Here is a 26,559-nt window from a genome sequence, read left to right as displayed (position 1 = left end):
AGAAATTGTGCTACACCGAAGCAAAAGCCGCAGCGCGGCAAAACATCGGTAGACTGAGATGGCAAGTACGATGTGGAAATCCCGGAGGGATGTAATGTTTTCGTTGTTACATGCCTATGGCATTTGTGCGATCTCTTGGGGCCACCGTTGTTACAAATATTTATGTCTAGCGGCATTTTCCTGATGCATATTTTGGCTAGACTACAATCCGGTGCGCTGCATGTTCTTGCCAGGGAACGGGAGAATTAGTCTATCACCGCAGAATAATAAACATAAACCGTACAAACAGGAAAAAGAGCAAAAGGAGTATGCCCAGGACGATGATCGTACGGTCCAAGTATTTGCTGGAAATATACTTATTGCTCAAATCGTAGAGTTGAAGTCCGATAAAGCCGCCCAATGTATTTGTGATCAAGTCGGTGATGTCAGTTGCTCCAATGGCGAATATGTATTGAAGCAGTTCTACTACAAAGCTGAATGCAAGTATAATAGCAAGCTTCGGCCAAAATCTGGCTTTTTTAAAACAGGCGCTCAAAAGCAAACCAAATGGAATGAAGATCACACAATTTATGATCATTTCTCCGTAATTAATCCGGCCATGCCTGATGGCAGGTGCACCAAAGGGAATCAGGTTGAGCGTTCTGTTTGCGCCATCGAGCAGGTACGGAATACTGAATGTCAACTTGAATAGTACAAACCAGACCAACACCACTACATATACAGCCAGCAACCCTCTGGAGACTGTCTTTTCCATATTATTTCTTGATTAATCGGCCTATTTGCAATTCGGCGACAACATGGTTCAGCCCTTTACCATAATCACGCTCGTCACTGATTCGTCCTTCATATTCAGCCATTTGAGCCGCTCCTCGTCATTTCCGTAAGCCTGCAAGCCAGCTTCATCTTCAAAGCTGACGAGGTGGATTTCGTACGGAGGGTCGAGCTCGCCAGCGATAAACTGGTCGGCAGTGGGCCTGATCCGCATCAGCAGTTTGCCGTTGTGGCGTTCGAGCAAAGGCAAAACCCGCGATTCGAATTCATGAAAAAGGTCCTCCTTACCCTCGCGGACATAAACAAATTGCGTGATGTGGATCATGGTCAACTCGGTTTGTCAATTATATTTTGATTCTTATTTCAACTTAACCAGCGGGTGGTTCAGTCCATTTACATCATTTTTAACGATTTTGTATTTGTCCAGACTTTTGAAAAGTGATGTCAGGGTTTTAAATCCATAGGTACGGGAGTCGAAGCTGGGGTCGATTTTTCGAAGTGAGGTACCAATTTTGGAAATGAATGCCTCTTCTTCCTCGTTGGCCGATATCTCAAATGCTTTGTCAATAATGTTCATATCGATCTTCGGGTATCTGCGCTTTGGATCCTGTTTTTTATGCTCTTTTTTGACAATTTCCTTCGGGGTAATATCCAGTTTCAGCGGTTCGGGTTCTTCGGCACTTGTATCCAGCTCTGCCACCAGGTTTTCGCTGAATGTGAAGATCTCGCAGGAATTTACAAATGCGATCGGTGTATTTTTCCGCCCGATTCCCATTACAAATAATCCTTCTTCCCGGATCCGCTTTGCAAGCCCGGTGTAATCGCTGTCACTCGACACAATGCAAAAACCTTCGACACTCTTGCTGTGCAGAATATCCATTGCGTCAATAATGAGCGAGCTGTCGGTTGAGTTTTTGCCTGTTGTATAAGAAAATTTCTGGATCGGACTGATCGAATGCTGGTTGACAATTTCCTTCCAGCTATTCATCTGGTGCGTGGTCCAGTCGCCGTAAATGCGTCGGATAGTCGCTTTCCCATACTTGGAAACTTCTTCCAAAGTTTCCTTCATCAATTTGGCCTGCGCATTGTCCCCATCGATCAATACAGCGATGTTAAATTTGGTTTCACTCATGGGGTTGAATCGTTTTCAGATTCCAACTTACGTAATATTTCGATGGGCTGTTAACTGTTGGCTATTAGCTGTTGGCTTTTCGCTTTTGGTTTTTGGAATTTAGTTTTGTTTTTAATGCAGAACCTTCCTGAATGTTAGGTTGATCCTCGCGTTCATGGGCTTGGCCGATTTGGCTACCCGGTGTTCCCAGAACCTTTGCAAATCGCCTTTCATGAGCAGAAGTGAGCCATTTTCCAGTTCCAGCGAATATTGCTGGCGATGGTCTTTCTTGTTCCGGAAATCGAAAGCACGAACCTGTCCGAAGCTTACGGAGGCAATCTCGGTTTTCATGCCGGGTATCGTATCCTTGTCGCTATGCCAGGCTACCGAATCCTTTTCGTTGCGGTAATAGTTGAGCAATACGCCATTGAAATTCATTCCGGTATAGTCTTCCACTTTCTTTTTAATTTCCCAAAGTTCTTCTGTCCATTCAATAGGAGGTCTTTTGTCCCCCTTTACCATCGGCCGGTCTCCAAACCATGCAGAAAGACGCGGTGTAAGTACTTCTTTTTCATACATCACCACCTTGGTTTGCTGCCAGGGAATGGTGAGAACGAAGATTTTCAGATATAAGTCACTTGTCTTTTTATCAAAAAAATCAGGCACATAATCCATTAAATGTTGCGGAAGCGAAAGGTGCTCCCTATCGTTGAATAATTTGAATTGTTCCATCTCCCCGTACCCATTTATTTGTTCTAACTACTTCTTCCTGATTCTCTTAACATCATTGACTCTGGCCAGTTTTTTAATACTGCCTGCATTCGGCAGGTTTTCCGGCATGGTACCTCCCAGCTCTTCGATCGTCTGCCGCACTTTCGCGCCTACTTCAAAATGCGTTTGATTCGCCTTTTGCTTACCTGTAATTTTTTCACGTCTAAGCTTATCGTCTGTTTGTGTCGTGCGGAAAAGGTTTGCAGCGAGTTCGGAGCTACCCATATGATCCAGAATGTGCTGACTTTTTTTAAGCTCTTTCTTTTCATGGATTGCTTTTGCATCCAACCCTCCGTACAATCCCATATAACCGTGATTTTGGAAAATTGCATAATCAACAGGTTCGACTACACCGGCGGTGCGGGCAGCATCCGCAAGTAGCAAATTATGCCTGGTGACTTCGCCTCGAAGGAACAGCCGCTTCTCATTTTCTCCCGGAAGCTTTTGATATTCCTCCATCTGCCGGATTTCCTGCAAGCGCGTTTGTATGGCGAAATAGGTTTGTCCCAATGCCACTACTTCCTTGGAAGGATCTGCATTTTGTACGATGAGGTAGCAAGCATACCTGGATAATCTGATATTTTCCAGTTCCCGCGTCGCTCCTGATCCAATTTGAACCATATCGAGCAAGTGCTCGAAATGGTCTGCGACGATTTGCTGGCTGTTTTCACAGGCTTCCTTTGCTTTTTTTATCACCGGTTTGAAGTGACGATACTCCGTGTATTCCAGAATTTTTGCAAGATCTCGCGCACTCCAATACTCATTTCTCTGCTCGTCTGTTCTCCTGATTTCTTCAAAAAGCGATAGGTGATTGTCTGTTGTCATAGTGCTTTCTTTTAGGTGTATAGAAATGATTTTGTCTGGCTCAAACTTCAAAAAAAGATTGCACTTATACAAGCAATTTGATATTATTGTAATCAATTTATTGATATCTAAAATATCATTTAGTTTGTAACTTATTAATAAACAATCTTTTAATTTTTTAAATGGGCTAAAATATGCATCTGCGCTTCGCTAGCATATGGTTCCGGCATTTAGCGACAGATTGGGAAACAATCAGGCAGCCCGAGTTGAAGGATCAGCAGTTTGTGCTGGCTGCTCCCGAACGTAACCGGATGGTGGTAAAGGCTGCCAGTCAGCAGGCGCAGGATAATGGAATTGAGCCTGAAATGGTAGTAGCGGATGCCAGGGCTATTTTCCCTGATCTGGAAGTGATCAATGAAAAGCCTGAGGAAATCACGACGCTTTTAATAAGTCTGGCCGAATGGTGCATCCGTTATTCGCCCATTGTGGCAATTGATCCACCAGACGGTCTGATCCTCAACATAACCGGTTGTACGCATTTATGGAAAGGCGAAGAAAATTACCTGGCGGAAATAGCAGGTAAGCTTGGTAAGCAAGGGTACCAGGTAAGGGTAGGTATAGCGGACACGATCGGAGCGGCTTGGGCAATGGCGCATTTCGGGGCGGCTAAGTCAATAGTGCCGCCTGATCATCAGGTAAATGCATTGCTCAGCTTGCCGCCCGCAGCATTGCGCATTGAACCTGCTATTGTTGAAAAGCTGCATAAACTGGGTTTGTACCAGATCCGCAATTTCATCCATATGCCGCGTCCCGTGTTGAGAAGGCGTTTTGGTCAGCAGTTACTGGACCGGTTGGACCAGGCCACCGGGCATGCACTGGAAATCATCGAGCCTGTGCAGCCCATTGTGCCTTATCAGGAAAGACTCCCCTGCATGGAGCCGATCGTAACAGCTACCGGAATTGCGATTGCATTAAAAATCCTCCTTAAAAAGCTTTGCAAGCGGTTTTTAAAAGAAGGTAAAGGTTTAAGAAAAGCAATATTTAAAGGATATCGGGTAGATGGAAAAATTGTACAGATTGATATAGTTACTAACTGCGCATCCAATCACCGGGAGCATCTTTTCAAACTTTTTGAACTCAAAATCCAGACGTTGCGGCCTGCCTTGGGTATTGAATTGTTTGTTATAGAAGCTCCTGAGGTAGAAGATGTTGACCCGGTGCAGGAGTCGATCTGGAATATTTCCGGAGAAAATGACCGGGTTACCTTAATGGAATTGCTCGACAGACTTGCGGGTAGGGCAGGAATGCAGGTGATCCGCCGCTTTTTGCCTGTGGAACATTACTGGCCCGAAAGGTCGGTCAGCGAGGCAGCTTCGCTGAAAGATCCAATGCCGACTCCCTGGCGTACCGACCGGTTTCGGCCGGTACAGCTGCTGGCAATTCCTGAAAAAGTATTTGTGACGTCGATGTTACCGGATTATCCGCCCATTCTTTTTAATTATAGAGGTAAGGTGCACATGATCCGGAAAGCAGACGGGCCTGAAAGGATCGAGAGCGAATGGTGGCTCGAAGAAGGTGAGCACCGGGATTACTATTGCGTTGAAGATCAGCATGGAGCACGCTACTGGATCTTCCGGCTGGGGCATTATGAGGAGGATAAGCGGATATGGTTCATTCACGGATTTTTTGTCTGATGTATACGGAACTGCAGGTAACAACCAATTTCAGCTTTCTGCGCGGAGGCTCGCACCCGGAAGAGCTGGTTGCGCAGGCTGTGAATTACGGGTACAAAAAAATCGCGATCACCGACCGGAACACACTCGCAGGGGTAGTGCGTGCACATGCGGCTGCCAAAAAACTCAAAGGTATCAGGGTCATACCTGCCTGTCGGCTTGACTTGCTGGACGGACCAAGCCTGCTCGCATACCCTACTAACAAAAATGCCTACTCCCGGCTTTCCGCTTTGTTGACGGAGGGTAATATACGTACTGAGAAAGGACAATGCCATTTGTACAGAAAAGATGTGTACAAATACGCAAAGGGAATGAAGTTCATAGTCGTGCCGCCTGCTACACTCAATGCCGCATTTGATTTTGAACCCGAATTCAGAAGAGCATTAAGAGAATACAAAAAGAACCTGGGAAGTCAGCTTTACATTGCCGCTGCCCGCACTTACCAGGGAGACGATACCAAAAAGCTGTACCGGATTTCGCAGCTTGCTGAGGAATTGGATGTGCCGATGGTCGCTACAAATGATGTGTATTATCACCATCCGCAACGCAGGGAATTACAGGATGTACTGACCTGCATTCGTGAAAAGTGCACCATTTACAATGCAGGTTTCAAGCTCTATCAAAACGGCGAACGGTTTTTGAAGGAAGAAGAAGAAATGCAGCGCCTCTTTGCCTGGTACCCCGATGCTATTAAACGGACCCGTGAAATAGCAGATGCCTGCCGCTTTTCACTTGACTCACTTCAATATGTTTATCCCGAAGAAATCACCAAACAAGGTCGCTCGCCGCTGGAAGAACTGGCTGAGCTGACGTGGCAAGGAGCAAAAGAGCGATATCCTGATGGTGTTCCCGAAAAGATCAGGTCTGCGATCGAGCATGAAATGGTGTTCATCAAGGAGATGGACTATGCGCCTTATTTTCTTACCGTTTATGATATTGTCAGGTTTGCCAAAGAGCAGAAGATCCTTTGCCAGGGGAGGGGATCTGCGGCTAATTCGACCATTTGCTACTGTTTAGGTATCACCTCAGTTGATCCAATGCAAATCGACCTGCTTTTTGAACGTTTTATCTCTTCGGCCAGAAATGAGCCGCCAGATATTGATGTGGATTTTGAGCACGAGCGGAGGGAGGAAGTAATTCAATATATCTATCAAAAATACGGTCGCGATCGTGCGGGTATCGTAGCAACTGTTACGCAGGTACACCAGCGTGGTGCGATCCGGGATGTGGCGAAGGTAATGGGCATGTCGCTGGACGCGATCAACCGGCTTTCCAATTCGATCTGGGAATTTACAGATGAATGGTTTGAAGGTAAACGAGTAGCCGAGCAGGGTTTTAACCCAAAAGATCCGCATTTGATCAAAATCCTGGACCTTACCAAACAGTACATGGGCTTCCCGCGCCAACTCGGCCAGCATACCGGCGGATTTGTGATCACGCAGGGTAAATTGTCAGACTTATGCCCGATTCTGAATGCAAGAATGGAAGACCGTACCTGCATCGAATGGAATAAAGATGATATTGACACGCTGGGTTTCCTGAAAATCGATGTACTCGCGCTCGGGATGCTTACCTGCATTCGCAAGGCATTTGACCTTGCCAAACTGCATTATGGCAAGGATTACACACTTGCTAATATCAAGCAGGATGACAGGGTTTATGATATGATCTGCAAAGCGGACACCATCGGTGTATTTCAGATCGAAAGCCGGGCGCAGCAGTCTATGCTCCCCCGGTTGAAACCGCGCGTGTTTTACGACCTGGTGATCGAGGTGGCGATTGTTCGTCCTGGACCAATCCAGGGGGATATGGTGCATCCTTATCTGCGCCGGAGAAATGGGGAGGAAAAGATTGAATATCCTACTCCTGAGTTGGAAAAAATATTAGAAAGAACCCTGGGGGTGCCTCTTTTTCAGGAGCAGGCTATGAAAATTGCGATTGTTGCTGCCGGTTTTACACCTTCAGAAGCAGATGAGCTGAGGCGAAGTATGGCCACTTTTAAAGTGAAGGGAATGGTAGAGCGGTTTGAAAAAAAGCTGGTGGAGGGGATGACCGCGAGAGGCTACACCGAAGAATTTGCAAGACGCATTTTCAAACAACTCGAAGGATTCGGCAGCTACGGTTTTCCCGAAAGCCACGCGGCGAGCTTTGCATTGCTGGTTTATGTTTCGTGTTACCTCAAATGCCATTATCCCGATGTGTTCGCCACTGCATTGCTCAACAGCATGCCGATGGGATTTTACCAGCCCGCGCAAATCATCATTGACGCCCGAAAACACGATGTGGAAGTACGGGAGGTGGATATTAACCATTCTCAGTGGGATAATATTTTGGATGAAAAAACGGGTAAGTACTGTCCGATCCGGCTTGGTTTTCGTCAGATCAAAGGCATGCGAGAAGAAGATATACAAGCATTGACAGCAGGCAGAAAAAAGCCTTACACCAGCGTGCATCACCTGCGTGAAGCGGGCGTGTCGCAGGCTGCATTGGAGCGGCTGGCTGATGCGGATGCATTCAGGTCCATCGGGCTGGACAGGCGGCGCGCGTTATGGGAAGTATCTGCATTGAGCGACCGGCCCATTGGATTGTTCGAGGGGCAGCCTTCTCCAAGTGCCACTGAGCCGCAGGTACAGCTGCCGCTTATGACCGCTTCTGAGCACGTGGTGCAGGATTATACCTCCACATCGCTGTCTTTAAAAGCGCATCCGGTGAGTTTTGTGCGTGAAAAATTGAAAGAGCAAGGCATTTATTCAACCAACGATCTGGAACTGATCGGGAACAACCGACCCGTGAAAGTGGCGGGACTCGTGCTCGTCAGGCAGCGGCCAGGTACAGCGGGTGGTGTTTGTTTTATCACGATTGAAGATGAAACGGGCTATGCGAACCTGGTGGTTTTTGAAAAGCTGTTTGAAAAATACCGGAAAGAAGTACTGCGCGCGCGGCTGCTGATGGTGGAAGGAAGGTTGCAAAGAGAAGGGGACGTAACGCACGTAATTGTTCAGAAATGCTATGATTTGTCTGTCTTACTCAAAAAGCTCACAACCATTGAGACAGAAAATCCTGAAATACTAACCCTTTCCCGCGCAGACGAAAAGGATGAATATGTGTCACAAGCAATCAACAAACGGACGCAGGTAAGGCGCGACGTGCAGACTGAAATTTTCCCGACGGGAAGGAATTTCAGATAAAACAATTTATTTTAGTAGCTATGAGGATGACTCCAACACTCTGATAGCACTCCCATCGTCTCCCGACGCGCTGCCTTTCGATAAAGGTTAGCATTGTATTGCCTGTATTTTTCTTCAAATAATTAACGAATACAGCCACTTTGCGCTGTTTTCCGAACCCATTCATCTATACAATCATGGAAGGACCATTCAATAACCAGCAAATAACAGAATTCATCCATAATGGCTTTATCAAGCTGAACGACGCATTTCCGGCGGATGTTGCTGCCGCGGCCAGAGAAATATTATGGAAAGACCTCGACTGTGATCCTCATGACCCCTCTACCTGGAAGAAACCCGTTGTAAGGCTCGGCATGTACACAGACGAACCATTCCGCGAATCAGCAAATACGGATGTACTGACAAGCGCCTTTGATCAGCTTGTAGGTAGGGGAAAATGGCTCCCAAGGTTTAGTATGGGTACTTTTCCCGTCCGGTTCCCTTCTGAAAAATCGCCGGGCGACGACGGCTGGCACGTGGATGCAAGTTTTCCGGGAAATAATCCCGACAACTTTTTTGACTGGCGCATTAATATATTCTCAAAAGGGCGCGGCTTGCTGATGCTCTTTCTTTATTCCGATGTGACTGAAAACGATGCGCCTACCCGCATCAGAATAGGTTCGCATCTGGATATTGCCCGCATTCTAGCACCCGAGGGCGACGGTGGTCTCTCATTCATGGAAGTAGCTTCCAGGCTGGACGCGCTGCCAGCGAAGGAACAAGCGCTTGCAACGGGCACAGCCGGTACCGTTTACCTGTGCCACCCGTTTCTTGTACATGCAGCGCAGCCACATCGTGGAACAAACCCGAAATTTATGGCGCAGCCCCCGCTTATGCTGAAAGATCAGCTGGTCATTTCCAGCCAGTCCGGTAATTATACGCCCGTGGAGCGGGCTATCCTGCACGCATTTGGTAAATAGGCAGTTTTTGGTGCTGCTTTGTTTTCATTTGGCTAATTGTAGCGGTTACTTTAGTTTTGGGTTACGGCATTTCGTGTGATACCTCCATCGCTCTCAATTCAGTTCATGAAATCACTTATACTTTCAATGACGGCTGTGCTGGCTATTGTTTTCAGCAGTCACGCACAGCCGGATTCTACCGGCTTTTCCACATTCCGCAATAAAATCAGCACCAAACCTGACTCGGCGCGCTTTGAAGACCTGAATAATTATGGGTACGATATGATTGATCTGCTCAAATTTGGCCGGGTCGACAGTGCGATTGTGGAAATGATGGAACTGGCTGTTGATAAGGAAAACCGCATTTGGGAAGGACGTACTTATATGTTGATGGCGTGGCTGCAAAAGGTACAGAGTAATTCCAATGCGGCAGTTTCAAATTATCAGAAGGCGCAGGCATTGTTTCAGAAAGCCGGGGAAGTGCGGCGGGAAATCAGGGCGCTGCAAAGAATAGGCGGTGTTTATATCACCGTAAATGACTTGAAACTGGCTGAACATTACTTCCGGAGAGGGTTGTCTCTGGCCGAAAAAAGCAAGATGGAAGATGAAGTAGCCAATATGTACACCGATTTTGCCACAGTCGAGGATATCAGGAAAAATTACAACGGTGCACTTGCTTACAATGATAAGGCTTTGAAAATATACAAAAAGCTGGGCGCCGACTTCTCGTCAACACTTTTCAACAGAGGTATTATCCTCAAAAATGCAGGCAGGTATCAGGAATCGCTGAATACTTACATGCAGCTGCTCGATTATGCCAAAAAGGAGTCGGACCAGTTTCTTGAAAAAATGGTTTACCTCAATCTTCCCAACACATTACTCCTGCTCGGCAGGCCAGATGAGGCGGAACAATATGTTAAAAAAGCCATTGAAATGGCCAAAACAAGTCCGCAGCGGATCAACGATTATATGCATATCTACGAGATGCTGACGAATATCTACAAAAAAAAGGGGCAGTTTGAACAGGCGCTGAACTACCAGAATCAATGGGTTGCGTACCGCGACAGCGTGTTCAATTCAGAGAAAAGCAGGCAGCTGATCGAGGCGGAAACGAGGTTTCAGGCAAAGGAAAACCAGGAACGCATTCAGCGGCTGGGTACTGAGAACTATGAGAAAAAACGACAACTGTGGTGGCTTTATGGCGGAATTTCCATGCTGGCGTTCCTGCTTGCGATCGCATTGTGGCAGTACAGGATCATTCAGCGGGTGAACCAGAAACTCGAAATTACCAATAGCAACTTGTCAGAAGCCAATAGCCGGATCAGCGTTCAGGCGACGCAGCTCAAAGAGTTAATGCAGGAATTGCATCACCGGGTGAAGAATAACCTCGCCATTGTTTCAAGCCTGTTATCACTGCAAGCCAGCCGTTTGGAAGATGAGAAGGCGATCCAGGCTGTGACGGAAGGGCAGCAAAGGGTAGAGGCTATGTCGCTGATCCACCAGCAATTGTATCAAACCGACAATGTGGCCGGGGTAAGTGTCAAAGAATATATCCAGGACCTGGTGAAAGGATTAATGCAGTCTTTCGGCTATTCGGAGGATTTCAGTTTGCGTACAGACATTGAACCCATCGTACTGGATCTTAAAATGGCTGTTCCCCTCGGCCTCATCGTCAATGAGCTGATCACAAATGCATTCAAGCATGCTTACAAAGGCATTGAAAATCCTGAGCTCAGTATCAGGCTGTGGCAACAGGAGGAAGTATACCTCGAAATCAAGGATAACGGGAGAGGTGTGGATGTCGCAAATTGGCGAAAAGCGGGTGGACAGTCGTTTGGAAAGCGGCTGGTTGCCTCTTTAACGAAGCAGATCAACGGAAAGATAAACGTTGATTCTGAGCAGGGTTCGCGGTTTTTACTCAATTTTCCACTTGCCTGAGCAACAATAAAAACCGTTTGGCACGGTTTTGTGTATCATAGGTAACATATCATCAATAAAACTAAAAATCATTAAATATTAGCAATCATGAAATCATCAGCCAAAACCGCTTACGAAACAAACCAGGAGTTTTTTGAAGATCAAAATATGCTGGCAGACACTAATCCATTCCAACGCTCAGCTGCTCCTGTTATGCAGAAAGCGGGTAAGAGACCAAGGATTATGAAGCCGGTGTACTCAGTAAGACTCGCTTAGTAAGCACACGCTACTCACATTACATTGCCAATGCAGGAATTCGAGAACCTGCATTGGCAATTTTTTTGTGATATACTGTGGGATTTTGGATTATTTTAGTGCAGATAAACTCCTGAATCCTATGCTGTTCCATTACTTCAAGATCGCATTGCGGTCTATCCGCAAAGAAGCCGGCATGAGCGTTGTCAATATAGGCGGACTGTGCGTCGGGCTGGTTGCTTCATTGTTTGTTGTGCTGTATGTGGCCAATGAATATAGTTTCGACCGCTTTCACGAGCAGGGTAGCAGGATCGTCAAAGTGGAGTTTGATCATTCAGACGACGAGGCTTCTTATTCTGTTCCGTGGATGTCGTATGATTTTGGTGCGGAAGTCAAGGAACAATGTGCCGAAATTGAGGATTTTGGAAGGATAACGGACAATTCATTTTATAGCAAACTGGTTTTTAGTGATGAAAGTCACCGTTTTTACGAATCCGGATTTGTGGCAGCCGACCCCGGTTTTCTTCGCCTGTTTTCTTTTAAATTAATAAAAGGCGACCGTAGCACTGCACTTACCAAGCCTGGTACGATCATCCTCACAGAAAGTATTGCTAAAAAGTATTTCGGAGAGGCAGATCCGATCGGAAAAACGATCACTTACGATAAAACCAATGTTTATGAGGTAGTTGGTGTAATTCAGGATCCGCCCGCAAACTCGTCCATTCAGTTTGACTTCCTGGCTGACCTGCATTCCTATCGCGCCAATGAGCTCCGCGAAATGGCGGGTTACCTGGATAAAAAAGCATTAAAAACGCAGACCAACAACATAGGCGCAACCGGCAGCTACAACACTTACTTTTTAATCAAAAACAATGCATCGGCCAAAGCTGTGGAATCCCGCATTCCGTCGCTGCTTTCCGAGAGTGCAAAGATCAAAGATAAAAAGGACGGCTATCATCTTTATGCACTTCACGATCTTCATTTCGACCGCATTGATCTGACTGCCAGACAAAAAGCAATCGTATTTTCGGTCATCGGTGTGCTGATCCTGGCATTGGCGCTGATCAATTATGTTAATCTTACTACGGCCTATGCATCTACCAGGTCGGCGGAAGTATCGGTAAGAAAGGTGGTCGGCGGCGCACGCAGCTCCCTTGTTTTTCAATTTTTCCTCGAATCTTTTCTGTCTGTTACCATTGCATTTGCAGCGGCTGTTCTGCTCGTACTTATCTTTTATAATGCAGTGTATACTGCGCTTTCGATCGAGGTCGATACCCATTTTTTGCGGAGTCCATGGTTTATAGTCCCGGTGATTATTTTTTATGTGTTGAGCATTGTGCTGGCTGGGAGCTATCCGGCATTGATGCTTTCCGGCTTTTCGCCCGGGGATGCATTACGCGGTAACCTGGCGATCCTGGGCAATGCGGCCACTACACGCAACTTTCTCACCGTATTTCAGTTTACAATCTCCATTTCGCTGATTATCTGTTCTTTCCTGATATTTAAACAAATGCAGTTTTTTCAAAAGAAAGAACTTGGCATTGCGCGTGATCAGGTTGTGACGGTGTTTTTGGATCATCAGGACGGGATGAGCAAACATTACAAAGTGATCCGGAGCGAGTTGGACCGCATTTCCGGCGTGGATGCAGTTACCTCGTCGAGTTTGCTGATGTACCATCCATATGGGAATTCACTCGAACTCAAGCGGGCAAATTCAGATAAGCGGGTTACAGTCAACTCGTTTCGCGTGGATGATCATTTTGTGAAAACTATGCAGATCAAATGGGTGGCAGGTCCGGCAAAAACAGCGCTGACAAGCGGACTGTTGCTCAACGAAACCGCAGCTGCTGAACTCGGACTGAATGCCGCTAATTTTAAGCATACATTTGATCTGGGACAAGATATGAAAAAGGATGTAGTCGGGATTGTAAAGGATTTCCACTACACTTCACTGCGCCAGAAGGTCAAACCGATGGCCTTAATGCTGAACAGCGACAGCGTTTTTAATGATTATCTGTATATCAAAATCAACAAAAATGCGGATATGAAAACCGCGCTAGCGGGTGTGGAACGTGTGTACAACCAGTTTAAAGTAAACCGCCCGTTTGAATACACATTCCTGGATGAAACCTATGCTAAAATGTATAAGACAGAGGAACTTACAGGGCGCATTGTGTATTGGTTTACGATAGTGTCCATTCTCATTGCCTGTTTGGGCTTGTATGGTCTGACCACATTCACTGCCCGGCAGCGGCAAAAGGAAATCGGGATCAGGAAAGTGCTCGGGGCCACTGTGCTGAACATCGTGACGATGCTTTCCAAAGATTTCGTCAGGCTTGTGATCTTCTCTTTTGTACTCGCCTCGCCGCTGGCCTATTTTGCAATGGAAAAGTGGCTGGGAGATTTCGCTTACCGCATTCCGGTGAGTCCCTGGGTATTCGTGCTCGCAGGTACTGGCGCGCTTTTGTTGGCATTGATCACAATCAGTTTCCAGGGCGTAAAAGCAGCAATTGCTAATCCCGTCAAGTCTTTGAAATCGGATTAAGTGAACAGTTTCAAACCATAAAATTTTGCATGATGACATCTAAAAAAGCCATATTATTCGGAGCGAGCGGCTTCATCGGTTCTTATCTCCTGGAAGGGCTTTTGAACGATCCTGATTATGCGCAGGTAACCGTTGTTGTCAGGAAAAATCTGAACAAATCGCATCCCAAATTGAAAGTCCTGATTGGCGACTACAATACATTGCCCGCATTGCGAATTGAGATCGTAGCCGACGATGTATTCATCGCCCTTGGTACTACCAGGAAAAACACACCCGACGAAAAGATCTATTACCAGGTGGATCACGATTATCCGGTGCTTGCAGCCCGGATTGCGAAAGAAAATGGCGCGAAGTCTGTGTTTATAGTAAGTGCTGTGGGCTCCAATGCGGGTTCAAGTGTTTTCTACGTACGTACCAAAGGGGAAACGGAGCGGGATATTATCGCGCTGGATATGGAGCACACGCACATTTTCCGTCCTTCCATGATCATGGGAGATCGCCAGGAGAGCCGCCCGTTGGAAAAGTCGTTTATAGGATTGTTTTCATTAATCAACCCGCTGCTGATCGGCCCCTTCAAAAAATACCGGGGCATCCAGGCAAAAGACATAGCCAGATCAATGCTAGCCGCCGCGAAAAAAACATCCGGCAAAGTGCAGGTTTACGAATGGGAAGAAATGTCAGCGCTGATTTGACGATTGACTCTTTACACACAACAAGACTCTGATGTATAAAGAACCAACCATCAATCGGTGAAGCTAATAACTAACAGCTAACAGCTAATAGCTTAATACCTAAACCGCTGCTCCTCCGGTAAATCGGATACATGCCCGATTTTGCCGGATCTGTAATCGCGGTAGAGATTCCGGATCTCTTCGTCTTTGTCAGCGATGAAAGGTCCGTAGGAAACAATTGGGTCGTTTTGGGGTTGACCAGCGTACAGAATAGCCCGTCCGCCTGAACTGCCGCCGGAAAGGCTGAATGTACTTTCGCCTTCTTCGTCGAGCCTGTCAAACCATCCTATCTGCCCGTCGCTTAATGCTCCAGCGTCTCCTACTCCCAGGCTACCTTCAATTACATACAGGAACGCATTGAATGTAGCGGGCAACTTTTGCGTCGTTTTTGCGCCAGGTTGCAGGATCATGTCAGCAATTACAACCGGTGTGTGATTCTTCACAGGTGAAGTGACGCCGCCAAGTGTACCGCTGTAAACCCGGATTTCTACACCATTTTCGTAGACTTTCGGCACATTCGAAAATGGAAGGTCCTGCACGCGTGGTGTAATCCACCTGTCTTTTTTGGGTAGGTTAAGCCACATTTGCAGCAGCCGCATTTTCGATTCACCTTCAATAGTCTCCGTATGAACAATGCCACTTCCCGCTGTCATCATCTGAAAATCCCCCGACTTCATGGTATGCGCCGAGTCGCCCACTTCGCCTTCGATCAAAAGCGAAACCGTTTCAAACCCCGCATGAGGATGGGGGCCACCCACCGGTTCATTGTCTTTTTTGTCTAAAAAATCATCCATCAAAATAATGAATGGATCGCTGTTGCTAAAATCATTCTGTATCACAGCCCGCGCAATATGATCAGGGCCGAGAAAACCCTGGTTTGCGCGAGGAGCTTGCACCTTAACCAGCTTGCGGTTTAAAATTGGAGTTTCCATGTTCTGTTGTCTGTTTGTTATTAGGTACCAGCGCCAATTCTGAGCCGGGACTTCACTTTAACAAACAAAAAAACAGCGCATTGCATCCTCCCGCCACGCTATACATTAGGTTACCGGAATGCTTCCATCTACTGGAATCGCCGATTTTAGTGTGAGTGCATTATATTCGGATTTTCAGAGTGGATGCGCATCTTGCCTGCCGACTTTACATATACGTGCTCTGCGTCTCTTCAAAAATTACCCAAAAATTCCGGGGTACTTCTCCGTGCAGGTTGGCTGCCAGGATTTCGAGGTGCGTGTGCCAGCCGCTGCCGATCATCTGGCGGTTTTTGCCTTTGTATGCGATGTTCCGGTGGGTAAGTACCAGGCGTACACCGTCAGGTTCAGCGGTGAGCTCGAAGGTGACTTCGGAATCGTCATGCCAGGTGAATGAAAGCAAATGAGGCGGACTTACCTGCAACACTTTCCCGCTGAAACTGTGTCCTGCCTCCATGGCCTTATGCATTTCAGGCGGCGGGCCGGGAATAGGGCTGAGTTCGCTGTGCATGAAATGCAATGTAAAATTCCCACCTGGAAACAGCTCCATTTCACCTTTCGCAAGCCACTTTCCGCGTTTTTCGGAATCTGTGAGGTAGCTCCATACTTTGTCAATGCTGCTGTTGAAAACGCGCTCAAAGCAAATCACGCCCGGGGCGAGTATCTTTCCTTTTTTTGCCATGATGATCCGTCAGAATGCCGCGAGTTGGATCAGATTTCCGCACGTATCCTCAAAAATCGCTTCATAACCCCATTCCGTTTTCACGGGCGCTTTGCGGAAAACAACGCCCGCAGCACTCAGTTTCTCGTATTCCTGGTAAATGTTACTCGTAGAAAAGGTGATCACGGGCAGGTTGGCTTCCCACAAACTGGTCTGGTAAGTAGAAGCGATCGGGTTCTGGTTGGGTTCCAGCAGGATTGAAGTGCCGTCAGGCTGGTCCGAAGAAGCAACAATTGCCAGGTAAGCTTCGGGAACAAACATTTTTTCAACAAAGCCAAGCTTCTCCGTGTAAAACTGATGTGCTTTCACAACATCATTTACAAACACACTCACCATTTCGATTTTCATACGATCAATTTTTAAGGTTTGGAAAAAAGCATTTACTGTTCATTGTTCAAAAGATCTTCAAGGGTATCAAGCCGATTGTTCCAGAAAGCGAGGTGCTCCCCGGCCCATTTGGTAACTTCTTCCAGCGCACCCAGGTTAGCCTGGCAGCGTTTTTCGCGTCCGTGCTTGACCATTACCACGAGTCCGCATTCGGTAAGTATCCGCATGTGCTTGGAAATGGCCGGCTGGCTCATATAAAAGTTGTCAGCTATGTCGCTGACGGTCATCGTACGGGAGGCAAGTAACCCGATCATCGCTCTTCTGGTTGGATCTGCAATCGCCTGAAAAACATCTCTGCGCGCTGTCATCTCAATTTTTAAATAAATATAACCGTTCGGTTATGCAATTATATATATAACCAAACGGTTATGCAACTGTCTTCAAAAAAACTTGTTCAACTATTTTCAAAGACTATCGAAACTTGTATGATAATCCCCGTGTATGTGTTTATGTTGCATTCACCTAACCCGCTAAAAACCGCATGCAGATACCCGTAAAGAACAAGCTCGAAACAGCAGAGCTGTTCAGGATCAAGAGAATGAAGGAAGTGATCAAAACGACCAACCCCCACGGTCACAAGGATTATCTCGAAATCATTTACCTCCGGGAAGGCGCGGGTGTGCACCATATTGATCACCATCATTTTGAGGTTAAACCTTTCAGTCTGTATTTCGTGATGCCCGGCCAGATCCACAGCTGGGCGCTTACAGAGATTCCCAAAGGTTTTGTGATCATGCTGCAAAAAGATTTCCTGCTCAACCAGCCTTTCTACAACTCTCTTTTCCAAAGCTTTCCACCCATTTTTAAAAATGGATATGAGCTGGAACATGTGGATAAGAAGATTTGCGAGCTATTCGAAAACATAGAAACTGAATACCAGGAGCAGCAGGAAAATTATCTCGCGGTGATCCAGACTTACCTGCAATTATTATTCAATCTGTTAAAAAGGGAAACCGATACGCCGCAGCCGCAGGTTTTACCTGATCAGCTGACAGCCTTTTTCGGCCTGGTCGATGCACATTATAAAACCAATCATGAAGTAGGTTTTTATGCAGACAGCCTGCATGTTACTACCAAAACACTCAACAATACCTGCCGGAAGGTCCTGGACAAAACGGCGGGCGAGCTGATCAATGCCAGACTGAACCTGGAAGCCAAAAAGCGGCTGCTCTATTCGGAGGATACATTGTCCGAGATTGCCTATGAACTGGGCTTTACCGATCCGTCACACTTCAACAAGTTTTTTAAAAGGCAGGTGGGTGTGCTGCCCGGCATTTACAGGAAAGGAATTTCCTGAATGTACCAGTTTTTGGACTTATACTACCAAGTCTACCAGGTTACAGGGTATAATTTTGCCTGATCAACAACTCCGATCCGGCGAAATTTACTTTTGATGAAACTCTTTACATTGCTGTTTTTAGGGCTGTGCAGCTTTCTCAATGCATCAGCGCAAATTACTTTTGGTATATCCGGAAAAGTGACCGACCAGCAAACCGGCCTGCCACTTTCATTCAGCTCGGTTACATTGTACAAAAGCAGCGACTCGACACTCGTCAACGGCGTGGTCGCGAACGAGCAGGGGGCTTACCAGTTCAGCGATATCGCGCCAGGGACTTACTACATTCAGGCGCAGTATATCGGCTACTATAATCAGCAGCAGACTTTGCTGGAAACCGGCGGCAACCAGGTCGTCAACATCGCCTTGCGTGCCGACTCCCGAATGCTGGAAGAGGTGCGTGTGCGTGGCACGCAGGGAGTTGTGGAGAATAAAGTCGACAGGCAGGTATACAAGGCAGGCAGTTTCCTGAACAGCAAAGGCGGCACCGCAGTGGACGTTTTACGAAACACGCCATCTGTGACCGTGAACAGTGAAGGTGCGATTACATTAAGAGGATCTTCGGGCTTTCTGGTGCTGATCAATGGAAAGCCGGTACAATCCGACCCTGCGCAGGTATTGAGCCAGCTACCAGCCAATCTCATCGAAAATGTGGAGGTAATTACTTCTCCTTCGGCCAGGTTTGATCCCGACGGCAAAGGCGGGATCATCAATATTGTGACGAAGGCTGCTGTGGCCGGAGAGCGCTATTTTTCTGCCAATGTAATGGGCGGACTGCCCGCTGTGTTCACTTATGATAACCTGAAAAATCCACGGCGTTTCGGTGCAGACGCGTCGTTCGGTTTCAGGAGTGCCAAATGGGATTTCCAAATGAGTGGGAGTTACCTTAGAAACGATATTGCTGGCAGGAGAGTAGGGGACGTGCGCACGACCATCGGTAACATCCAGACTACCTTTCCTTCCAACGGGGAGCGCAGTTTCGACAGGTACAATTACACCGGCCGCGCATCGCTCTCATTTATGCCCAATCAGAATAACAGCATTTCAGCAGGGATTTACAAAGGATACCGCTCACAGTCGCGCCGCGCGGACATTGTTTACAACAACACAAAAACCAACCTGACAACAGGTGAAGTAGTAGGAAGGATCACGTATTTCAACAGCAACATTGCGCGGAAAACGGCAGATATCACATTAGGTAACCTGGATTATGTACACACTTTTACGAACAAATCGTCCCTATCCATATCCGGTTTGTACGAGCAGGCCGAGCTGGATGGACTGACAACCAACCTGAATACCGACCAACCCGCGCGCCTCAAAGTATTGCAGTACACCCGCAACCCAAGCGAGAACCCGCTGAATGCGTACCGTTTTCGTGCGGATTATGCAGTGAACCTTGGCAAAGGAAAGCTGGAAGCAGGATACCAGTACCGCAACCAGGTCCAGAAAGGAGCGTTTCAGTATCTAAACCAGAATATAGAAGATGGTACGCTGGAACTTGTGCCTGAATTCAGCAGCCGCACTCGGGTAGCAAATCAGATCCACGCCACGTTTGTGCAGTACGCAGGCAAGCAGGGGAAAATCGAGTATGCGGGCGGTTTGCGGTACGAGTATTCAACCCGCGCATTTACAGCTGGAACGGATGCAACGCGACACCTTAATTTGTCCAACCTTTTCCCGACAGCCAGCCTGCAGTACCAGGCAGGCAAAAACCTCCGGCTGAAAGCAAATTACAGCAAAAGGGTGCAGCGGTCTACCAATGCGGAGCTCAACCCATTCCCCGAACGCGAGCATTCCGAAACGCTTGAATCCGGCGATCCCAACATCCTGCCGGAGTTTATTGACCTTTCTGAAATTGGTATTATCAGGGATTTTGGTAAAAACACGGTGTTTGCCACAGTCTACAACCAACGGATCAAAAACGTGGTCAACAGGGTCAACAGTGTTTATAATGACACGATCCTCAACCGCATTTATACCAATGCGGGACTCGCCACTTCCTGGGGCATTGAGGCCGGTACCAGCTTGCAGCTGACCAGCTGGTGGCAGTTTTACGCGGGCGGAAATGTTTATAACTACAAGATCAAAGGTGCATTGTTTAATCAGGATGTGGCTGTTAATCAGCGCAGTATTGTATTTTCTGTTAATGCAAATACCAGCTTCCGGCTTGCTCCGACGTGGAATGTACAGCTGACTTACAATTACCTGTCGCAACGGGTTACAGCCCAGGGCGAAGATTCAAGGTTCCTGAACCCGGCCCTGGCCCTGAGAAAGACGTTTTTAAAAGGGAAACTATCCGCATTGCTGCAATGGCAGCAGATCGACCTGGGCTTGCTGGGCTCGAACAAGCAGCGCATTACCACTTACGGCAGGGACTTTTACACTACCACCAACTACATCCAGGAAACGGATATGTTTACAATTAACCTGACTTACAGCCTCAATTCACTTGCGAAAAAAGCGAAGCTGCCTGTCAGCGAATTTGGTGAAAAAGAGTTCTAATACCCTGTCCTGTCCAGCTGCTTGTCAATTTCCAACGCCGCGCTGATCAATGCGAGGTGGGTGAAAGCTTGCGGGAAGTTGCCCAGGTGCTCCGCCTTGTGGCCGATCTGCTCACTGAACAAGCCGAGGTGATTGGCATAACCTACCATTTTCTCAAAGCTATCAAGCGCTTTCGATACCTGCCCGCTTTTGGCGAGCGATTCGATAAACCAGAACGAGCACATATTGAAAGTACCTTCCTCGCCTTCGAGTCCGTCAAATTGATCCGGTCCGTTCTTGTAGCGGTATAGCAGCACATCAATGCCCAGCTGCTCTTCCACAACATTCAGGGTAGAAAGCCAGCGCGGCTCGTGCGGGGAAATAAAGTGCATCAGCGACATCAGCAGTACACTTGCGTCCACGTTTTTGGCGCCTTTGTATTGTACCCATGCACCCACTTCATCATTCCAGAAATTGTGGTAAATGTCCGCGTAAATGGCATCTCTTACTTCCTTCCATTGGTTTTCGGGAAAAGGGAAGGAGCGGTGCTGCCCGATCTTGATCGCACGGTCCATAGCAACCCAGCACATCAGCCGGCTGTGCAGAAACTCCTTCTCCACATTGCGTATCTCCCAGATCCCGTGATCGGCAGTCTGCCATTTTTCAATTACCTCATTCACCTGCTCCACAATCGTTTCCCAAAACTCGAAAGTAATGGGCGCATGCTGTTTGTTATAGATATAAATGGTATCGATCAGCTCGCCGTAAATATCCAGCTGGTACTGGTCCTGTGCAGCATTGCCGATGCGCACGGGCTTGGATGCTTTGTAACCTTCGAGGTTTTCGAGCTCGCGTTCGGCGAGATCGTGTGCTCCCGAAATAGTGTACATCAGGTACAATTTGTCTTCGCGGCAGCGATCGTGGATCCATTTAAGAAACGCGGTCGCTTCATCATTATAGCCGAGGCGAAGGAATGCGTACATGGTAAATGCCGCGTCGCGTATCCACATAAAGCGGTAGTCCCAGTTACGTGAGCCACCGATCGTCTCGGGCAAGCTGAATGTCGGTGCAGCTACCATTGAGCCGAGCTCACGGGAAGTAAGCAGTTTCAATGTGATCGCCGAGCGGTTCACAGTACCATTCCAACGGCCCTTGTAAGTAGATTTTTTAGACCAGTTTCGCCAGAATTCAATGGTTTCCGGGTAAGTGTCAGTCTTGTAAGCATCAATGGGATTTTCGTGCTCAACTTTGCTTTTGCCGCATTCAAGGACGAGGCAGGCAGTTTCTCCCTGCTTTAAGGTAAATTCAGCGGTACCTGCGAGTTCTTCCATTCCGAGCGGCACGTCCGCGATCAGTCGCAGTACATTGTTTTCTGCGTTATCAGGATTAAAGTATACCGCATCATCCCGCAGCTCACAGGAATGCGTGCTTTGTGCGTAGTCAAATGCCGGCTGGCATCTCACATGGAATTTGATATTGCCGCGAACCGTTTTGATCTGCCGCACGATCGCAGTTGAATTGTCTTTGGCATCTTCATTAATGGGCATATAGTCCGTCACTTCCGCAATTCCTTCTTCCGAAAAAAAGCGCGTCAGCAGCACAGCAGTTGCGGGTAAGTAAATCTGCTTGGTGTTGTAGTTTTCCATTTGAGGGAATACCTCAAAGCTCCCGCCTTTCCTGTTGTCGAGTAATTTGGCAAAAACGGTAGGAGAGTCAAACGAGGGATAACACATGAAGTCGATCGATGCGTCGACAGAGACCAGTGCTACTGTTTTCAGGTTGCCGATCAGGCCGTAATCTTCAATGCGGTGGTAGTCGGGTTTATGCATTAATGTGGTCGTGTAATGTCAAAAAAGGAAGATTCTAAATTATCACGCCAGCATTACCGACCTGGTTTTTGCCGGTAAGTTGAGTCAGCCTCTCTCAATGGTATAATATTTGGTAAAACGGAAAATATTAACACTACATAACTAATGGAAAACTACACTCAAGTGATAATCCACGCAGCCAGACTGGGGAATGTTCCTGTTCTGCAAGAGCTCATGGACCTGAAAACAGATGTAAACTGCCGGGACGAAAAAGGCTACACGCCGTTGATCGTGGCTTGTTACAACAACCAGCTGGAAGCAGCCAGATTTCTCATTGATTCCGGCGCAGATGTAAATGGTGCGGACTATGGAGGAAATACCGCATTGATGGGAGCCGCATTCAAAGGCTATGCAGATATCGCAGATCTCCTGATTGAAAAAGGCGCTAACCTGGACCTGCAACACGGAAACGGCGGTACCGCATTGATGTTTGCGACCATGTTTGGGCGCAATGATCTCGTAAAGTTGCTGATCAGCCGGGGTGCCGATACAAGTATCCTCGACGCGCGTGGCCTGTCTGTATATGATCTTGCTGCCCAGCAGAATAACCAGGAAGCGCTGGACATACTCGAAAAAGCCTGATAGCTCATTTCTTTAAGCCTTACCTGCTTTAAAGCAAAACACCCGGACTCACAAAGTCCGGGTGTTTTTATTATGGGTTAATGCACGATTATGCAGGAACGCGTCTTGGTTTCTCGCGCTCCCAGAAACGGTGCTGCGAAATCGCCAGAATGAACTTGTCCGCCAATGCTTCCGCATCATCAAGTACAACTAATCCCTCCTTGATCACCGTTGCATCGGAGAAATCTGCCGGTAGTTTCTTGCTGAAATAAGTTGCTTCCAGCACCTGAATAGCCCCGGCATCAGCTGCAATAGCCTTGCAATGTCTGAAAGCTTCATTCAGGAAGTGTACCGCGTCGGCATCTGCTTCTATAGTTGCTACGCTGTTTGTTCCGCCAGGTACATAAATCGCATCGAACAATACGGATGCAGCTGTCAGGAACGTGTGATCCACAGTGATTTGAGTATCGTTTTCAGCGATAAGGTAGCTGTGGCGCGGCGCTACAATTTCCACTACGGCACCTGCACCTTCCAATGCGTTTTTCACCGTCATCAATGATTTCTCATCAACACCGTCTGCCGCCAGGAATGCGATCTTACGTGTAGCGATCGTATCTTTTACCGTATTCGCCATGCTCAAAGCAGCAGAAGATTTCAGGCTTCCCTCTGCCATAATGGAATCATAATCAGCAGGATCTGCGTCCGCCGGAATGCTCCTGTTTACAGGCAGCTCGGGATCTTCCGGTACAGGAAGACGAAGTGCGAAAGCTACTTCTGCCGCCAGTGCCTTATCTATCAGCGAGAGGATACCCAGCATCCGGGTACGGATTTCCGGTGAAGTAACCTTCCCGAGCTCAAAGCTGAGCGCGTCAATTAAATGGTCTTTTTCAGGCTCAGACTGGCTGTTGAAGAACAAACGCGCCTGACTGAAATGATCGAAGAAGCTTCTGCTTCTTGCACGCACTTTGCGTGCGTCAACCCTTTCCGGGTAACTGGTAAAACCACCTTCCGAAGCTTTCGCCTGGGCAGGGTAGTTGTTGCCGATCGTATTCGGTCCGTAGCTTGATTTACCACGGTTGATCGTCTGCCGCATGAAACCGTCCCGCTGGTTGTTATGCACCGGTACAATCGGTCTGTTGATAGGTATCTCGTGGAAGTTAGGTCCGCCAAGACGCAGCAGCTGGGTATCTGTATATGAAAACAGCCTTCCCTGCAAAAGCGGATCGTTTGTGAAATCGATACCAGGTACAACGTGACCGATATGGTACGCCACCTGCTCTGTTTCTGCAAAGAAATTGTCCGGGTTGCGGTTCAATGTCAATTTACCAATGCGCTGCACAGGTACCAGTTCTTCCGGGATGATCTTTGTGGGATCAAGCAGGTCAAACTCGAATTTGAATTCGTCTTCCTCGGGAACGATTTGCACACCCAATTCCCATTCCGGGAAGTTTCCGCTTTCGATCGCATCCCAAAGGTCGCGACGGTGGAAGTCAGGGTCTTTTCCTGAAATTTTCTGGGCTTCGTCCCAGGCTACCGAGTGTACACCCAGTAATGGTTTCCAATGGAATTTGACAAAGTGCGATACCCCTTCTGCATTCACAAAACGGAATGTATGTACACCAAATCCTTCCATCATCCGGTAGCTGCGCGGAATTGCCCGGTCGCTCATGGTCCACATGATCATGTGCGCTGACTCCGGCATCAATGAGATGAAATCCCAGAAAGTATCGTGTGCCGAAGCTGCCTGCGGAATTTCATTATCCGGCTCAGGCTTTACAGCGTGCACCAGGTCAGGGAATTTGATTGCATCCTGAATAAAAAACACGGGCATGTTGTTTCCGACAAGGTCGAAATTACCTTCCTGTGTATAGAATTTAACAGCAAATCCGCGTACGTCCCGCGCCAGGTCGGTAGAGCCGCGCGATCCTGCAACCGTCGAAAACCGGACGAAAACAGGTGTTTCCAAACTTGGATCACTCAGAAAGTGCGCCCGCGTTACATTCGCCATCGACTCATACACCTTAAACACACCATGCGCGGCAGAGCCTCTGGCGTGCACAATGCGCTCAGGAATGCGCTCGTGGTCAAAATGGGTCATTTTTTCGCGGAAAATAAAATCTTCCAGCAAAGTAGCCCCGCGTTCTCCGGCTTTCAGGGAGTTCTGGTCATCATTAATCCTGACGCCGTGGTTCGTTGTAAGCAATGTCCCCTCATCCTCGATGGTATGTGGGGCAAGATTTTCAATTTTATCGTTGTCGGGCTGTGCCGGTTTTTCCTGATCCTGGTTAGTCGCCATAGTAATAAATTATGTGGTTAGATTCAGGCTTCCTCGGCAGCCTTATAATTGACTTCATTTTCTGCAACTTCTGTAAGCAGCTCGTCAGCCTGCTTTTCTTCTGCCAATGTTGTGGCAAGGATCTCGGCTACATCGTCAAGACCGAGCGTTTTTGCAAGCTGGGTAAGTCCGCCGTAAGTTGCGATTTCATAATGCTCCACTTTCTGGGAAGCGAGAATAATACCTACATCACGTGTTGCAGTGCCTTCGTCGGTGCTTTCAATGATACCTTCGCCTTCTTTGGCAAGTCCTTCCATGGCATCGCACTTCTTGGCAATGGCCTTTTCACCCAACAGGTCGAAAATCACTTCCAGTCGGCTTACATGCTCCACTGTCTGTGCCAAATGCTCCTGTATAGTGCTCGAAAGCTTCGGCGAGCTGGCCGATTGGATCATTTTAGGAAGTACTTTAACGAGATGGTTTTCAGCCCAGTAAATATCTCTAAGGCTGTCCAGGAATAATTCGGTAAGAGCCGGTTCGGCTTTAACGGATGTCTTTGTTTTGAACTTTGGCTCTGAGCCTGTTTCGGTTTTCATAACAGTAAGCGGTTTAAAGTCTGTGCGCTGTACTTACAAAAGCCGTTCCAACAGCAGTCGGAATACTCAGAAATGTGGTTAGATAAAGGAAACCGGTTTGTGCCGGATCGGGAAATTGCAGGAGTTGGCGATAAAGCAAAACTGATGCGCCTTGTCGTGCAATGCGTCCGCTTTCTCCTGCATATGCGCTGCAAGTACCTGCACCACGGGATATAGCACCACTTCTGTGAACCGCCCGCTTCCATTATTCGTCTCTTCCATCGTGCCCACTGCCTGATCGGTGTAGCTGGTTACAACTACGCCCACCTCCGTGCACAGGTGCAGATACCATAACATGTGGCAGGAGGCAATGGACGCTACAAAAAGCTCTTCCGGATTGTGGCGCGCGGGATCTCCCCGGAAGGCAGGGTCTGAGGAAGCTGCGATATCCGCTTTTCCATTCACTTTCACGATGTGACTGCGCTCGTAGGACCGGTAATCGGTAGTGCCGTTTCCCGCATTGCCAGTCCATTCAATGGTGGTTTTGTATAAATGCTGTTTCATAAAAGCTGCATGATTTTCATTGTAAAAGCCTGTTCAGCCCTTTAACCAAAAATATA

Annotated in this window: 23 protein-coding genes; 10 read left to right on the top strand and 13 right to left on the bottom strand. The window is 47.6% G+C overall.

What is annotated here, in order from left to right; genetic code table 11:
* Nucleotides 1–253 precede the first annotated feature (253 nt).
* The 5 genes from ASG33_RS11530 to dinD all read right to left on the bottom strand — a co-directional run bounded on the left by ASG33_RS11530 (nucleotide 254) and on the right by dinD (nucleotide 3,478).
* Nucleotides 254–754 carry a VanZ family protein gene (locus ASG33_RS11530; protein ID WP_056284726.1) on the bottom strand — a complete coding sequence of 167 codons (501 nt, stop codon included), beginning with the start codon at nucleotides 752–754 and terminating at the stop codon, nucleotides 254–256.
* A 48-nt stretch (nucleotides 755–802) separates the two neighbouring features.
* Nucleotides 803–1,096, bottom strand: coding sequence for a hypothetical protein (locus ASG33_RS11525; protein WP_056284724.1), 294 nt, complete (start codon nucleotides 1,094–1,096; stop codon nucleotides 803–805).
* A gap of 33 nt (nucleotides 1,097–1,129) precedes the next feature.
* Nucleotides 1,130–1,903 carry an NYN domain-containing protein gene (locus ASG33_RS11520; RefSeq protein ID WP_056284722.1) on the bottom strand — a complete coding sequence of 258 codons (774 nt, stop codon included), beginning with the start codon at nucleotides 1,901–1,903 and terminating at the stop codon, nucleotides 1,130–1,132.
* A gap of 111 nt (nucleotides 1,904–2,014) precedes the next feature.
* Complete coding sequence (locus ASG33_RS11515; RefSeq protein ID WP_056284718.1) at nucleotides 2,015–2,614, bottom strand: alpha-ketoglutarate-dependent dioxygenase AlkB; 600 nt, start codon at nucleotides 2,612–2,614, stop codon at nucleotides 2,015–2,017.
* Nucleotides 2,615–2,641: 27 nt separating this feature from the next.
* Nucleotides 2,642–3,478, bottom strand: a complete 837-nt coding sequence (dinD, locus tag ASG33_RS11510; RefSeq protein WP_056284714.1) for a DNA damage-inducible protein D — start codon at nucleotides 3,476–3,478, stop codon at nucleotides 2,642–2,644.
* A gap of 173 nt (nucleotides 3,479–3,651) precedes the next feature.
* On the opposite strand from dinD, the gene ASG33_RS11505 reads away from it, so the two are divergent.
* From ASG33_RS11505 to ASG33_RS11480, 7 genes are all read left to right on the top strand, one after another.
* Entirely contained in the window at nucleotides 3,652–5,151 is a 1,500-nt protein-coding gene (locus tag ASG33_RS11505) for a DNA polymerase Y family protein (RefSeq protein WP_056284710.1), read from the top strand.
* The gene (locus ASG33_RS11500) at nucleotides 5,151–8,378 is read left to right on the top strand and encodes an error-prone DNA polymerase (protein WP_229238622.1); all 3,228 of its coding nucleotides are present in this window, start codon (nucleotides 5,151–5,153) and stop codon (nucleotides 8,376–8,378) included. The genes ASG33_RS11505 and ASG33_RS11500 overlap by 1 nt, the downstream gene beginning before the upstream one ends.
* Nucleotides 8,379–8,554: 176 nt before the next feature.
* Nucleotides 8,555–9,337, top strand: coding sequence for a hypothetical protein (locus ASG33_RS11495; RefSeq protein ID WP_056284707.1), 783 nt, complete (start codon nucleotides 8,555–8,557; stop codon nucleotides 9,335–9,337).
* A gap of 105 nt (nucleotides 9,338–9,442) precedes the next feature.
* Nucleotides 9,443–11,254: a sensor histidine kinase gene (locus ASG33_RS11490; protein ID WP_056284704.1), complete on the top strand. Its 1,812-nt coding sequence runs from the start codon at nucleotides 9,443–9,445 to the stop codon at nucleotides 11,252–11,254.
* A gap of 87 nt (nucleotides 11,255–11,341) precedes the next feature.
* Nucleotides 11,342–11,509, top strand: coding sequence for a hypothetical protein (locus ASG33_RS25775; protein ID WP_157474724.1), 168 nt, complete (start codon nucleotides 11,342–11,344; stop codon nucleotides 11,507–11,509).
* A 121-nt stretch (nucleotides 11,510–11,630) separates the two neighbouring features.
* A complete protein-coding gene (locus tag ASG33_RS11485) occupies nucleotides 11,631–14,033 on the top strand; it encodes an ABC transporter permease (protein WP_056284701.1) in 2,403 nt (800 codons plus the stop codon).
* Between the two features lie 29 nt (nucleotides 14,034–14,062).
* Nucleotides 14,063–14,725 (top strand): oxidoreductase, encoded by a 663-nt coding sequence (locus ASG33_RS11480; protein ID WP_056284697.1) that lies wholly within the window; start codon nucleotides 14,063–14,065, stop codon nucleotides 14,723–14,725.
* A 92-nt stretch (nucleotides 14,726–14,817) separates the two neighbouring features.
* Here the strand turns inward: ASG33_RS11480 and ASG33_RS11475 are convergent, their stop codons facing one another.
* The 4 genes from ASG33_RS11475 to ASG33_RS11460 form a co-directional block, all read right to left on the bottom strand.
* Entirely contained in the window at nucleotides 14,818–15,696 is an 879-nt protein-coding gene (locus ASG33_RS11475) for a pirin family protein (protein ID WP_056284694.1), read from the bottom strand.
* Nucleotides 15,697–15,901: 205 nt separating this feature from the next.
* The gene (locus ASG33_RS11470; protein ID WP_056284690.1) at nucleotides 15,902–16,414 is read right to left on the bottom strand and encodes an SRPBCC family protein; all 513 of its coding nucleotides are present in this window, start codon (nucleotides 16,412–16,414) and stop codon (nucleotides 15,902–15,904) included.
* Nucleotides 16,415–16,423: 9 nt separating this feature from the next.
* Nucleotides 16,424–16,801, bottom strand: a complete 378-nt coding sequence (locus tag ASG33_RS11465) for a VOC family protein (protein WP_056284686.1) — start codon at nucleotides 16,799–16,801, stop codon at nucleotides 16,424–16,426.
* Between the two features lie 32 nt (nucleotides 16,802–16,833).
* Nucleotides 16,834–17,148: a helix-turn-helix transcriptional regulator gene (locus ASG33_RS11460; RefSeq protein ID WP_056284683.1), complete on the bottom strand. Its 315-nt coding sequence runs from the start codon at nucleotides 17,146–17,148 to the stop codon at nucleotides 16,834–16,836.
* A gap of 173 nt (nucleotides 17,149–17,321) precedes the next feature.
* On the opposite strand from ASG33_RS11460, the gene ASG33_RS11455 reads away from it, so the two are divergent.
* Nucleotides 17,322–18,137, top strand: coding sequence for a helix-turn-helix domain-containing protein (locus ASG33_RS11455; RefSeq protein WP_056284681.1), 816 nt, complete (start codon nucleotides 17,322–17,324; stop codon nucleotides 18,135–18,137).
* Between the two features lie 96 nt (nucleotides 18,138–18,233).
* Entirely contained in the window at nucleotides 18,234–20,681 is a 2,448-nt protein-coding gene (locus ASG33_RS11450) for a TonB-dependent receptor domain-containing protein (RefSeq protein WP_056284677.1), read from the top strand.
* Here the strand turns inward: ASG33_RS11450 and ASG33_RS11445 are convergent.
* Entirely contained in the window at nucleotides 20,678–22,489 is a 1,812-nt protein-coding gene (locus ASG33_RS11445; protein ID WP_056284674.1) for a glycoside hydrolase family 15 protein, read from the bottom strand. The genes ASG33_RS11450 and ASG33_RS11445 overlap by 4 nt on opposite strands.
* A gap of 144 nt (nucleotides 22,490–22,633) precedes the next feature.
* Here ASG33_RS11445 and ASG33_RS11440 point away from each other — a divergent pair, with 144 nt between their 5' ends.
* Complete coding sequence (locus tag ASG33_RS11440; protein ID WP_056284671.1) at nucleotides 22,634–23,110, top strand: ankyrin repeat domain-containing protein; 477 nt, start codon at nucleotides 22,634–22,636, stop codon at nucleotides 23,108–23,110.
* Between the two features lie 88 nt (nucleotides 23,111–23,198).
* Here the strand turns inward: ASG33_RS11440 and ASG33_RS11435 are convergent, their stop codons facing one another.
* From ASG33_RS11435 to ASG33_RS11425, 3 genes are all read right to left on the bottom strand, one after another.
* Nucleotides 23,199–25,385 (bottom strand): catalase, encoded by a 2,187-nt coding sequence (locus ASG33_RS11435; RefSeq protein ID WP_056284668.1) that lies wholly within the window; start codon nucleotides 25,383–25,385, stop codon nucleotides 23,199–23,201.
* A 23-nt stretch (nucleotides 25,386–25,408) separates the two neighbouring features.
* Nucleotides 25,409–25,960, bottom strand: coding sequence for a ferritin-like domain-containing protein (locus tag ASG33_RS11430; protein ID WP_056284665.1), 552 nt, complete (start codon nucleotides 25,958–25,960; stop codon nucleotides 25,409–25,411).
* Between the two features lie 78 nt (nucleotides 25,961–26,038).
* The gene (locus ASG33_RS11425) at nucleotides 26,039–26,503 is read right to left on the bottom strand and encodes an OsmC family protein (RefSeq protein ID WP_056284662.1); all 465 of its coding nucleotides are present in this window, start codon (nucleotides 26,501–26,503) and stop codon (nucleotides 26,039–26,041) included.
* Nucleotides 26,504–26,559: the final 56 nt, after the last annotated feature.

This window comes from Dyadobacter sp. Leaf189 (genome assembly GCF_001424405.1).
Taxonomy (GTDB): domain Bacteria; phylum Bacteroidota; class Bacteroidia; order Cytophagales; family Spirosomataceae; genus Dyadobacter.
The sequence above is the reverse complement of the archived record's forward strand: the minus strand, read 5'-3'. Positions and strand labels throughout refer to the sequence as shown.